13 protein-coding genes are annotated in these 12,787 nt (G+C 34.6%); 9 read left to right on the forward strand and 4 right to left on the reverse strand.

The annotated features are described in order from the left end of the window. Window positions 1–68 precede the first annotated feature (68 nt). Complete coding sequence (locus F1Z66_RS07255; protein WP_201448518.1) at window positions 69–1,187, forward strand: pyridoxal-phosphate-dependent aminotransferase family protein; 1,119 nt, start codon at window positions 69–71, stop codon at window positions 1,185–1,187. A gap of 55 nt (window positions 1,188–1,242) precedes the next feature. Beyond that, window positions 1,243–2,082, forward strand: coding sequence for a peptidylprolyl isomerase (locus F1Z66_RS07260; RefSeq protein ID WP_149862945.1), 840 nt, complete (start codon window positions 1,243–1,245; stop codon window positions 2,080–2,082). A gap of 34 nt (window positions 2,083–2,116) precedes the next feature. Here the strand turns inward: F1Z66_RS07260 and F1Z66_RS07265 are convergent, their stop codons facing one another. Both F1Z66_RS07265 and F1Z66_RS16040 read right to left on the reverse strand, forming a co-directional pair. After that, window positions 2,117–3,190 carry a sn-glycerol-1-phosphate dehydrogenase gene (locus tag F1Z66_RS07265; RefSeq protein ID WP_149862946.1) on the reverse strand — a complete coding sequence of 358 codons (1,074 nt, stop codon included), beginning with the start codon at window positions 3,188–3,190 and terminating at the stop codon, window positions 2,117–2,119. Between the two features lie 46 nt (window positions 3,191–3,236). Beyond that, entirely contained in the window at window positions 3,237–3,581 is a 345-nt protein-coding gene (locus F1Z66_RS16040; protein ID WP_201448520.1) for a TRAM domain-containing protein, read from the reverse strand. A 107-nt stretch (window positions 3,582–3,688) separates the two neighbouring features. On the opposite strand from F1Z66_RS16040, the gene egtB reads away from it, so the two are divergent. Beyond that, the gene (gene egtB, locus F1Z66_RS07275) at window positions 3,689–5,026 is read left to right on the forward strand and encodes an ergothioneine biosynthesis protein EgtB (protein WP_149862947.1); all 1,338 of its coding nucleotides are present in this window, start codon (window positions 3,689–3,691) and stop codon (window positions 5,024–5,026) included. Window positions 5,027–5,058: 32 nt separating this feature from the next. Here egtB and F1Z66_RS07280 read toward each other — a convergent pair whose 3' ends face one another. After that, the gene (locus F1Z66_RS07280; protein ID WP_149862948.1) at window positions 5,059–6,909 is read right to left on the reverse strand and encodes a Vgb family protein; all 1,851 of its coding nucleotides are present in this window, start codon (window positions 6,907–6,909) and stop codon (window positions 5,059–5,061) included. A 285-nt stretch (window positions 6,910–7,194) separates the two neighbouring features. On the opposite strand from F1Z66_RS07280, the gene F1Z66_RS07285 reads away from it, so the two are divergent. From F1Z66_RS07285 to sepF, 6 genes are all read left to right on the forward strand, one after another. Continuing rightward, window positions 7,195–7,905 carry a 30S ribosomal protein S3ae gene (locus F1Z66_RS07285; protein ID WP_149862949.1) on the forward strand — a complete coding sequence of 237 codons (711 nt, stop codon included), beginning with the start codon at window positions 7,195–7,197 and terminating at the stop codon, window positions 7,903–7,905. A 14-nt stretch (window positions 7,906–7,919) separates the two neighbouring features. Beyond that, window positions 7,920–8,324 (forward strand): RNA-binding domain-containing protein, encoded by a 405-nt coding sequence (locus F1Z66_RS07290; protein ID WP_149862950.1) that lies wholly within the window; start codon window positions 7,920–7,922, stop codon window positions 8,322–8,324. Then, window positions 8,321–8,917 (forward strand): hypothetical protein, encoded by a 597-nt coding sequence (locus tag F1Z66_RS07295; protein WP_149862951.1) that lies wholly within the window; start codon window positions 8,321–8,323, stop codon window positions 8,915–8,917. Before F1Z66_RS07290 ends, F1Z66_RS07295 begins: the two co-directional genes overlap by 4 nt. After that, a complete protein-coding gene (locus tag F1Z66_RS07300; protein ID WP_149862952.1) occupies window positions 8,904–9,272 on the forward strand; it encodes a hypothetical protein in 369 nt (122 codons plus the stop codon). The genes F1Z66_RS07295 and F1Z66_RS07300 overlap by 14 nt, the downstream gene beginning before the upstream one ends. 41 nt (window positions 9,273–9,313) lie before the next feature. After that, on the forward strand, window positions 9,314–10,429 hold the full coding sequence (locus F1Z66_RS07305) for a tRNA (5-methylaminomethyl-2-thiouridylate)-methyltransferase (RefSeq protein WP_230207486.1): 1,116 nt from the start codon (window positions 9,314–9,316) through the stop codon (window positions 10,427–10,429). An 82-nt stretch (window positions 10,430–10,511) separates the two neighbouring features. Continuing rightward, on the forward strand, window positions 10,512–10,787 hold the full coding sequence (gene sepF / locus F1Z66_RS07310; RefSeq protein WP_149862953.1) for a cell division protein SepF: 276 nt from the start codon (window positions 10,512–10,514) through the stop codon (window positions 10,785–10,787). 73 nt (window positions 10,788–10,860) lie between these two features. On the opposite strand, the gene F1Z66_RS07315 is transcribed toward sepF, so the two are convergent. Continuing rightward, a complete protein-coding gene (locus F1Z66_RS07315) occupies window positions 10,861–12,756 on the reverse strand; it encodes an MBL fold metallo-hydrolase (protein ID WP_149862954.1) in 1,896 nt (631 codons plus the stop codon). Window positions 12,757–12,787: the final 31 nt, after the last annotated feature.

A 12,787-nucleotide genomic window follows, 5' to 3' on the forward strand; every position in this document is an offset into this window, starting at 1 on the left:
TTGTGAATTACTTATAAATAACGGGTAAGCATGCTGTAAATTTGAAAGTTGCGATGGAATATTTAGTAATGTTGCCTGGTCCTACCAATGTTCCGAATAGGGTAATGAACGCTATGTTAGCACCCATAATTAATCATAGAAGTGAAGATTTTAGGATTTTATATAAATCAATTGTTGAGAAAACTAAGAAACTATTTCAAACTGAAAGTGATATAGTTTTGCTATCTTCGTCTGGTACTGGTGCGGTAGAAACCTCTGTCATAAATTTAGTTAAAAAAGGGGACAAGGTTGTAATTCCTGTCAACGGGGAATTTAGTACTCGCTTAGCCGATTTGATTGACAGTTGGGGTGGACAATCAATACGTATCGAATCACCATTCGGTGAAAATCCTCCTTACGAAAAATTCGAAGAGGTACTTGATCAGCATAAAGATATCAAAGCATTATATGCAGTTTACAATGAAACCTCCACTGGTACAACTATCCGTTATATGGATAAACTTGGTGAATTATGTTCTAAGAAAGATATATTTTTTATCGCAGACTCTGTGTCTATATTGGGCGGTGACGATCTCCCTGTGGACAAATGGAATATAGATTTATGTGTAACGGCATCACAAAAGGCCATTGCAGCACCACCAGGAGTTTCGCCTATTTCTGTGAGCAAAAAAGCAAAAAAGTATATTCAGGATAATCCTCCTCCAACCTTGTATTTTAACTTAAAGAGGTACTTCAAATACTTTGAGGAACATTATGAGACTCCATTTACCCCTGCTTTACCATTATGTTATGCATACGATGAAGCCTTAAATCTTATTTTTGAAGAGGGACTAGCACAACGCATCGAAAGACACAAAAAATGCGCATCTGCTTTTTACGAGGGACTAGGAGCTATGGGTTTGACTCCATTTGCGAAACCTGATGCACGAAGTAATGTTGTGATCGCGGTAAATTATTTGCCAAATATTGATGATAAAAGGTTCCGAGATTTATTGTCAAATGAATTTAAAGTATTGATAGCAGGTGGCTTTGGAAACCTTAAGGGTAAGGTTTTTAGAATAGGTTCGATGGGTGAGGTTAACAAATATCATGTCGTAAGAACACTGTCTGCTATTGAATCGGCCTTTAAAATGATGAATATAGATGTTCCTTCAGGGGCCATAAACAAAGCTTTGACAAAAATTTAATCTCTAATTTTGTTCTTTGTCAAACTTAATATAAGGTAAATTTATAGCGATTTTTATGACATTAGAAAAAGGTTCCCTAATTCTACTAGATTATACTGCTAAGATTAAAGATACTAATGAAATTTTTGAGACTACGAGAGTTGATGATATAAAAAATGATTCTAATTTTGATCCAAATAAAAAATATGAACCTAGACTTTTAGGTGTAGGTGAGGGCTGGGTACTAAAGGGGCTTGATGAAGCCCTACTCGAGTCTAGCATTGGTACACCTTTGGATATTGAGATTCCGCCCGAAAAAGCATTTGGGGAGCGAGATCCTTCCAAAGTGCGAATGATACCTTTGCGCAAATTGGGCGAAAAAGCAAATGAAGTCGGGATCGGCGATGTGATTGAAATAGATGATAGGATTGGAATTATAAGATTTATAGGGTCTGGGCGTGTTCAGGTTGATTTTAATCACAAATATGCAGGTAGAACTCTTGTTTATAATGCTAACATATTGAAAAAATTGGAAAGTGATGACGAAAAGATCACAAATCTTATCCATCGTCGTTTGCCAATAGAATTGTCAGAAATAAAATTCGAAAACAATGAGTCGGAGATTCAAATTTCACTTCCTGAAAATACTTTTTTGATAGAAGGTATTCAAATTATCAAAAGGGGTATATCTGCAGATATATTCAAATTTGTACCAAATATCAAAAGTGTCATATTTTTGGAAAAGTATGATAATACCTCTACTAAAAATGATGCAACTAAGCAGGCCGATTTCGAGGAAAGCCCGGACACAAATATAGAATCTAAGAAAGAAGACTCAAACAGTGAACAACAAAGTGAATCAACAGATGATGCTAATAAACTTGATGGGACTGATGCTACCAAAAACAAGTCCTAACTTTCTACTCAACAGGGTACAACTCTTTTCTTAACTAGTCTAGTATTCCTGTTTCTACTATTACCTTTTCAAAATCTTTTTTATCGTATTTGTTCTTGCTTAGAATTGTATATCTTTCAGGACGTAGTGTACGTGCTAACAACAAAGCATCAATCATTTGATCTTTGTCTACATTGATGGCCTTGCCAGTAACTGGTGCTCCAATCTTCCTTAAGGATTCTCTAATTTCCTGCCAATCAAGACCATGTAGTTTTGACATGATTATTGTGCCAATGCCTACTCTTTCTCCATGGAGGCCGCAATGACCCTTTGCGATGTACTCCAGAGCATGGCTAAATAAATGCTCTGAACCCGAGCATGGTCTACTGCTCCCTGCTATTCCTGCTGCCACCCCGGAACTGATTAATCCCTCTACAATAGTACGTGTTAACTGAGTAGCAGTTTGAATTGTGGAAATTGAATTAGATATGTCAATTATCATTCTCGATCCTAAATATGCCAGTTTAGCCGCATACTCCCCATAATACTCATTATTAAAGTCTCTAGCAAGTTCCCAATCTTTAACCGCTGTTGTTTTTGCTATCAAGTCCCCACACCCACTTGCCAGTAGCCTGCGGGGTGCATTGGCAATAATTTCTAGGTCTCCTATTATTTCAGTTGGGGTTTCAGTCATTATGGAATAAGGTCTTTCATTTCCTTTTAGAGATACAAATGGACTTGAGATGCCATCATGGGAGGCAGATGTTGGAATGCTTATGAACGGTACCTTCAATCTACTCGCGACCAATTTACCCAGATCGATACATCTCCCGCCTCCAAGTCCAATAATCAGTGCGGACTTTTGTTTGTTAAGTTGAGTCGTTACTTCATCACCAAATTGAAAAGTTGCTTCCTTGGCTATAATCCACTCCAGATCAAATCCATGTTCCAGCATACTTTCCTCTATTGATTTTGATACTGAATCTCTAATATTTGGACCAGTTATAATTGCTAATGATTTTAAAAATGGATAATTTCCTTTTATAAGGAGACCACAATTCTGTAGAATTCCGCATCCAATAGTTACTTTTCTTGGTAACTGCATTACATGAGTTGAATTATAACTCATTTGTGTTTAAATAATAATAAAATATTGAAAAAAACTTTGAGGTCTTTTATTCTTCTGACTTTGATTCTACCAGATCTGCTGTCGCATAACCTCTTCCTACACGAGTAATTTTAACTTTGACTTTGTCCCCGACTTTTGTATTCGGAACGAATATTACTAGTCCTTGGATCCTACCAACTCCCGCATCTCCTCTCTTACTCATAGATTCGATGTCAATTTCATGCTCCTCGCCTGCATTTACAGGGGATGGTTTAAAAAATCTGTTGTAGCTTCCGCCGCCATTACCATTTCCGCCGCCATTTTCATTTCTTCTATTAGAAAATCTTCTTTGACTGTTGTCACCTTGAGAAATTTGCTCTATTCCTGATGGTTGTGATTCACTGTTTTCCAAACTATATCAGTACATTACTATAATATTATTGGATATTTCAACTTTGATATTCATAGCACGTTCTACTTAAATATCTTAAAATAGTTTTTTATCAATTATTGTTCAAGATGCAAACCTCAGCAAGTTTGGAAGGATTTGTACAAGAATTTGTGGATGTTCGAAATAAAACTATTGAACTGTTTTCGCCGCTCGATATCGAAGATGCGGTTATCCAATCAAATGAGTTTGGAAGTCCTCCAAATTGGCATATTGCACATGTAACGTGGTTTTTTCAAAAAATATTGGAAAAGTATTACGGACATAAACTCAACCTAAAGGATAATTTTGATTTATCTTATCTAAACTCATATTACCAAAAATATGGTTCTATTCTTAAGAAAAGCGAAAGAGGTAAATATCCTAGACCGACCGTCATACAAACTCTCAAATACCGAAAAGAAATCGAAAGACATTTTATCGAATTCTTAAAGACATATAAAATCAAATCTCAAAACGACGAAGATAATGTATTTTTCGATATACTTACTGCTATAAATCATGAACGACAGCACCAGGAGTTGATGATTTACGATTTCCAACACTATTTTAATAGATTTAAGAGTGAGAGTGATAATTATTTACCTCGGCTAAAATCACAAGTCCCTCGTAGTGTAAGCATTGAAAATGAAATGATTCCAATTGATGGAGGAATTTTTGAAATGGGTTTTACGGGACACGATTTTTGCTACGATAATGAATTACCGTTACATAAAGTGTATTTGGACAATTACAAAATTAGTAACAAATTGGTAACAAACGGTGAATTTATGGAATTTATTGAATCGGGAGGTTATGACAATTATCGATATTGGTTATCTGATGGCTGGGATCTCGTTATAAGCGAAAACTGGACTTCACCATTATACTGGAAGTTTGAAAAGGATAAGAATAGGTGGATTAAGAAAGATTTTCGTGGATATCATAAGATTGTTGAGGAAGAACCAGTTGTAAATGTCAGCTATTTTGAAGCCGATGCTTACTGTAAATGGGCAAAGAAACGATTACCCACTGAAGCTGAATGGGAAAAGGCTGCAACTTGGGACGATCATACCGGATTGAAGACGATATATCCATGGGGTAATGAAATGATATCCAGTGAACACGCGAATGTTTTGGACAGTTATACGTGGCAACCCACTGTGGCAGGAAGTTTTTCAAAAGGCAAGAGTCATTGTGGATGTTTTCAAATGATTGGCGATGTTTGGGAATGGACATCTTCTGAATATATTCTCTTTCCTGGTTTTAGATCACGCTTTGAAGAATACACGGACAAGTGGGCAATAAACCAAAAAGTGCTTCGAGGAGGGAGTTTTGCAACTCCTGGCAAACAGATTCGCAGCAGCTATCGAAACTACTTTAAACCTCATGAAAGAATATTGTTCGCAGGTTTCAGATGTGCTTTATAAACCATTACCTACTGAATTCTTATGACATTGTTTTATTCACTGACTTTTATTTTTACCTTTTTTAGTATGGAAAAATCTTTGCTTTCTATACCTACTATTAAATTGTAATTGCCCGGGTTGATTTTATGATTGATCTTTAACTCCACTTTAACATTTGCATATGTTTGTTTTGAGTCTATATTAGATTGATTGTATTCCATATTCAGAAGATTTGGAGTAAACGTCGCACTAAATCCTGATAGATTGCCATTTGGACTAAAGGATGTAGACCAGATGGGCTTTAGGCTCATATTTTTGTCTTCGGTATTGTTGTATTCAAGCTCTTGTTGCAATAACGACAAATTGACTAACACATTCATATTCAACTTTACCGTATCATTGACACCATTTTTCAGGTTTAAGAAAGAAGGATTCACAACAATATTTATTGGAATTTTTTTTCCAAGGTCTACATAGCCAATTTTATTTTCAGATTGTTCGGAAAACCATATTCTTGCATCCTTGTTTATCGTATTGTCGGTTGTGTTGTATTGGATATCAAATTGCAGAGCATTTGAGTATCCACATATATTTGTACTACTTTGAGGACTGCATACAGAATACAGGATGTTTTGGCTGGGAATCCAATACTCGGTTAGGGTGTCATTATGGGGAGAATATTTTGCTATCTTATTTCCTACATGTTCATTTGTGAAGATGTTATCCTCCTCGGTAGACTTGATCCAATAAGGTAGGGAACTTTGATACAAATTAACTGTGTTATTGCTTAAATCATCATGTTTTATACCTATTATCCTTGAAGATAATGGGGCAGTCACAAAATGTTCAACCTCATTCATATTGATCATAGAGGAATTAGAAGGTGGGGAGATCTTGTAAAACGAACTTGTAGCATGGTCAGTAATCCATAAATTTCCATCCTTATCTATTGATATACCTGTTGGTGACTTGATAGTATCCGGCAGTTCATATAAGGAAAATTTTTTGTCAGGGATATTGTATTTAACTAGTAATCCTTTTTTATCAAATGCCAGAGCTGTAATCCAAATATTTTGGTTCCCATGATCAATTGCAAGGGAACCTAACCCCACCTCGTAGTCTGGAATTCCTTTAAATGAATCACTAAGCGGAATTGGTATTTCTTCTATTCCTTTACTAGTACCGCTTTTCATTCCATCCAGAGATCCGTGCCAAAGTGACAGGGATCGTATACCCACAAAATAAACATTATTTTCATCAGGAAAGGCCAGTGAAATGGGATAAGATGTAGAGTAAGATTCTGATTTATATGGTACTATGTATTGTTCAAATTGTCTATTAGTTTTATTAAACTTCCATAGGGAATCTAGTTTTTCGTCGGTGAACCAGATATTATTATAAGTTTTGTCAAACTTTAAAGCCCAACTCCAAGAAGTTCCTGCGGGCAATTCTCTTGAATACCAATTAGGTATTTTATATGAACTAAAGTTATTTGCATCTGGGTCATACTCCAATAGAGTTCCGTTTCTTGTCCCAACTAGCCAAACTTTATTATCTTTTTCATCATATCCTATTGCAATGGGAACACTACATTTTTCTGGAATCCTAATTTCTTTGATAAAATAATTTGAATTTACTGTGCTGTTTATCCCGCAGTTCCAATCCTGAAAGGTTCTTATTTGTTCAACTTCAGTAGGGGATGCAAACACAAGTTCGAATTCTTGGATTTCAGACCACAAAAGAGAATTAAGAATTACAAAAATTATCAAAAGGAAAATACTGCAAAGTAGAGTTCTACAAGGCAGCCTATAAGAATTCAACTTATTGTGAGGATACACTTTCTTTCTTATACTCTTTTCTACAGCCAAAGTACTGATGGTATCAAAAGTGTTGGTTAAGCACAAATGCTTTCTATGAAGTCAGGTTAGTGGGTAATAAATTTTGAATACTTTTGATTGTTGATAATCCGCTATTAATGGGAAAATTTTTGATACAAACTTTGAAATTCATATTTTTAAAGTATTTTCAGAATTCCACGAGTTAGACAATTATCCGATTATGTTTTTTTATAATATTTATTCAATTATAATCGCTTTGGGTAGGATAAATATAATTTAATCAAATAAATTCCATATGTTCAACAATATAGCCAGTATGACTTATATTTTGGATTCAAGGATTGGCTGAATATGGCAAAAGGTTCCAGACGAGGGGGAAGAGTTCGAGATAAATGGCGAGACAAACAATGGATTATTGTAAATGCCCCATCAGCTTTTGATAGAGTACCATTAAATTATATTCCGATATCTGATATTAATAATGCTAAAGGCAGAGTAATTGAAAATACTCTTTATGATATGTTGAAGCAAGATCCAACTCAGCATCAAACAAAGATTTTTGTCCAAATAGACAAGATAAACGCAGGTATGGCTACGACTATTTTTAAGGGTCACGAATACGCAAAAGAATTCCTAAGAAGCTTAATTAGAAGAGGTAGTTCAATGATAAACTTTGTGAATGAGTACAAAACTAGTGACGGCTATTTATTTAGAGTTTCATCAACCGCATTTAGCCATAGGAGAATCAATACAGCAAAGAAACATGAAATAAGATTGGCCATGGATAACCTGCTAAAAGAACGCATTCCCAACTTAACGTTAGATGAATTTGTTAAGGAAGTCACGATGGGCAAGATGAGTAATGATATGATGGAGGAGGCCAAGAAGATAGCGGTTATCAGACATGTTGGAGTCCGAAAAACTAAATTATTGTCATCACCATTGCAAAATGAAGATACTTCAACAAGTAATGATTTTACATCTGAGACCAGCGAGGAAATATCTTCTGATTCGCCTGATAATCCAGATGCCGAGGAAGTCCAGGATGAAACAAATGCTTAATTTCCTAAAGGACTTTGTATTCTTCATTTGATATTTCTGTATTATCCCACGCGACTGAGGATGAGGACAAGCTCCTAAATTGTTTGAAAACCCATTTGGGAAGATTTTCAAATCTTAAAAAGGTTGAATTGATAAAAACAGAAGGACACTGGAAAAATCCTATAATCCGTATTAACCTTCACTATACGAAAAATAGTGATTCTTTATATTCTGAAGTAGTAGATAGGCTTAGTCATATCTATGGGAAAGACGACCTAAAGTCATACCTGGATAACAACGTAGATGAAAAAGGATCTGTTTATTTAAGGTTAGATAAACAGAAATTGTGCTCGGGAGAATTGTCAATATCTGAAAAAGATTCTGTAAGGCTTGTTTTTAAAAGAAAAGGAAAATTTTCTAATAATAATGATATAGTTTGAATGACATCCGTTACTATGTTGATTTGTCTATAAATTTTGAGTGTAGTGACAACATTGTCAGGTTTATGGATAAATTCCTTAAAATAAATAAATTAGGAGTTATTTCAACACAGTCAATTAATGAGAAATGGGGCTCTATAATATTAAGGGTTAAAAATAAAGACTATGTGCTAAATGGCCGACATTCAAATTATCCTCATTTAACTTATGTGGATACAGAATTTTACAGCCATGAAAAGGTTTCTTCTTGTGATATAATAGTAGTAACAAATTTCTTGGAATCAAAACCCCTTCTTCAAAAACTCTCTGGTAAGAACTTGGGATTCGAAGTTCTTATTTCAAAACTAAAGTACATGAAAGCTGACGAAATTGGAAAATGGTTTTGGGATGTTAAATATCTTTCCGACCTTTGTAGGAAACACAACCAACAGCTAATACTTTCCAGCGGTGCCAGAGATATTTTTGAATTAGTTTCCCTAAGGACATTCAATTCAATACTTGCCAAGTTAAATATATCCCCCTCGGAATATTGGTCTGATTTAAATATGTGGTTAAATTCGAGATTGCGGGGTGGTTTTATTGACTTTAACTAAGAAAAAGTTCCGCTACATAGCAATTTATATTCCTGATGATTCTTTATCTCACAGGAATCTGATAATAAATAGAATTTCTGATCGCTTCGTTGATTTGTTTGGAACAATATATTACTCAAGTTCCCGAAACAGAATTATCAAGTCAAGCCAACTCAATTCAAACATTTTAGTTTTAAAGTGTAGTCTTGACACTATATCAGAAATGATTCTATCAATTTACTCGATCAAAGAAGATTTGATAATAATCTCCATTTCTGGATCCTTAAAACAGCTAAAGATAAGGTCAAATGACTTTCTAGGTCAAATTGCTATGATCTTTGGATCGGTTAATTCTGATCGAATAAAATCTACTTGAATAGCTAAGTATAAAGATGTCAATTGATAACAAGTTTATAAGTGAGTAAAATATCTCAGGATTCTCTCAAAAACGACGAGCAAAAGATCAATGAAGTTAATTCTGTAGTTGATTCTAATACTCAAGAAAATAGTAAGGTTAAGGCAGTGGCGTTACTTTCAGGAGGATTAGATAGTCAATTAGCTGTAAGAATGATTAAAGAACAAGGAATAGAGGTAGAGGCTGTTGCAATAAAGACCCCTTTTTGCGATTTTGATTGTGGAAAAGGATGTGGTCATAAGGTATTAGAGGTGGCCACCGAATTAGACATAAAATTAAAAACTGTTTTTTTGGGAAAAGATTATTTAAAAATGCTAAAGAATCCCAAGTATGGATACGGCTCAGGTATGAACCCATGTATAGATTGTCGAATGATGATGTATGATGAGGCAAAAAAGCACATGAAGAAAATAGGTGCCACATTCTTGATCACGGGTGAGGTATTACATCAAAGACCTATGAGCCAAAATTCAAATGCTTTATCTATTATAGAAAAAAATACTGAAATGGAGGGGAAAGTATTACGGCCATTATCTGCTAAACTAATGCCCCCAACTGAACCGGAAGCTAGAGGGCTAGTAAAAAGATCTTTATTAGGATCAATTCGAGGTAGGTCGAGGAGGGGACAGTTAGAATTGGCAAATAATTTTGGAATCGAAGACCCGCCTAATTCAGCTGGAGGCTGTCTGCTTACCGATCCTGAATTTTCTAAAAGAGTCAGAGATTTATTTCGATATTCTATAACCGAACCAAGTCTAAATGATATGGAGTTGCTCAAAATTGGCAGACATTTTAGAATGAATTCAGAGTCCAAACTAATAGTGGGAAGAAATCATGGCGAAAATGAAATGCTGAAGTCACTTGGTGAAGAATTGGATTATATTTTACAACCAACCATTGTCCCTGGGCCAGTTTCAATTTTGCGATTTCATGATAAGCCTGATTTGCGGAAACATAAATTATTACTTGAATGCAGTTCTAAGATTACATTGAGATATTCGGATACACTAGAAGATCGAAGTTATGAAGTATCCATAACTAATCAAAAACGGAAATTGAATAGAAGATTGTATATTCGACCCTTTACTAAAAATGATGTAGAATCATTCAGAATTTAATTCTCCTATTAAAATTTATTGTCATAAATTTTCAATCTTTATATTAGTGATGCGTTCTATTATAGCATATCACATTTAAAAAATGCACGGTAATAATTTAGAACAAAGACCTATTTATTTGAGGACCTTTACTCTTCGTGGATTAAATGATCTAGACGAAATCAAGAAAGGTATCGAAAAGAATATGATAATAATTATACGCATCACCCCTTTAGCTCACAAGGATGTCGAAGAGCTCAAGAATGCCGTTGAAACTTTACACAAGTCTGTTACCATGATGGGCGGTGATATTGCTAGGCTGGGCGAGGAACGAATCATCTTAACTCCCTCTGCGGTCAAAATTTGGCAAGGTGCCTGAAAACCAGCATCATAGTTAGTTTCTGAAATTGTTCACAGTTTGACTTGTATTTCTTTCGAATTTCTATATATTATTAAAGGATCCTTATTGATTCTTGATTCTGCAAATACTGAGTAGGAATATTGTGAACTTTACTTGAATATCCAGAAAAATTCTGAACCTTAGATCTCTCTCCATGATTTACTATTATTCGCTTTAATTTTGGTCTTAGTCTTGCAATATAGGCGTTTAATTGATTAAAGTCTGAATGTGAATTAAAAGAATAAAGAGCTTCAATTTTACAACGAATTTCATACTCCTCGTCTTCAATAAAGAATTTTCTATTTCCATCTGACAAATCTTTATAGAATCCACTCCCTGTAGGCTTGGTTGTCAAGATCATTAAATTTTCGGGATCAGTTGCTATTCTTTTTAGATATTTCCTACTAGATTCGCAATGAAGCATGGATGAGGGACAAATCACTATACCCGAGTCTAAATTTTGCCCCTCAATATCTGTCAAAATTGATAATGTTCTTGATCTAAACGGATTATTCTCACCTGTGGAAATGTTTTGGTGTAATTCTTTATTTAGAAATTCTGATTCAAATTCGTGAATTGAATTAACCTCTGCTATTAGTTCATCGATATAAATTTTGCATTTTTTGATTTTCTTTTCTTTTATTAATTGATTCAAAGTGATGATCATTTCTTGTGAAGTGCCAATTAATTGAGTCGGTATCAATACTGTTTTCTTAATCTTGATAATTTTATTGATCTCCTCGATTAATTTTATCTCTGACTCTTCCCTCGATGTGAATGAGTCTTCTCTACCGCCATTTGTGCACTCTATTAATAGCGTTTCTACTCTTGGAAAATTCCAAACTGCATTTTCCAAATAAGCACTCTTTCCAAATTTTATATCCCCAGTATAGACAAAATTGTGATCACCATTTCCTATATGAAAATGAAAAGATGAAGATCCGAGTATATGTCCTGCATTGTACGGGGTAACTTTGATTTCAGGAGTTAGGTCTGTTACAATATTGTTATTTAGGAAAATCAAATGAGAGTAAATTTTTTCAATGTCGGATTCGTCATAACTTGAAAATGAATTATCGTTCTTTACAAATTCTCTGAATAACATGAACATCAAATAGGCAGTAGGTTCAGTGCAATAAACCGGACCGATGAAACCATATTTAAATAAAACAGGTAAGAACCCTGTATGATCAAAGTGTGCATGAGTTAATAAAATCGCATCAATTTCTGATAGTCGAAGGCCAACTGAGTCGAATCTTGGATACTTTAGCAACGGATCTTTCGTATAAGTGTTTAATCCACAATCCAAAAGCACGCTGCTTTCATTAGTGCTTAGTAGCACTGAGGATCGTCCAACTTCAGCGAAACCACCAAGCGAAATTAAGCTAGTTTCTATAACGGGATTCATACGATCGCGAAAGATTTTCTCTCCTACTTTCTTGTAGAATTGAATTCTGTATTCTGAGGATTTTTTCATAATTTTATTAATTTGTTTTATTATGTCGAAATTCCTGGGAGTTTTTTTAAAGGTGATTTTCCAACCTGTTGCCAAAATGATTTCATTGATTATTCGTTCGGTATCTAAGGACTGGGGTAATTTCTTTAGAAATATTGTAGCCTCTCCTATTGCTGGGTCAAAGAGTATATCTGTAACATTTGATTTACCTAAAACATATTTTTCTACAATTTTTCTTGCTTCATCTTCATCTTTTCTTATTGCTACATCCGTTCGCAGTACTATCCTCTTTTTGATCTGGGCTACAATATTTGGAAGAATTTTATTATTTTCTAAAAGGAATTGTGGGTTATTTGTGTGCAACGCGATTCTTGGTCCCTCGTACTCTATTTTGGTAAGGGCGCATTCTTTAGGTAAGTTCTGTAATATTGTCGCCATTATATTTTGGTTATCTTGATAACTATTACTCGATTCAAAGGACCTCGCATTCATAATACCCACTATTTAAGAGGAAAATCAAAGG

Source organism: Candidatus Nitrosocosmicus agrestis, from assembly GCF_008389435.1.
GTDB classification, from domain to species: domain Archaea; phylum Thermoproteota; class Nitrososphaeria; order Nitrososphaerales; family Nitrososphaeraceae; genus Nitrosocosmicus; species Nitrosocosmicus agrestis.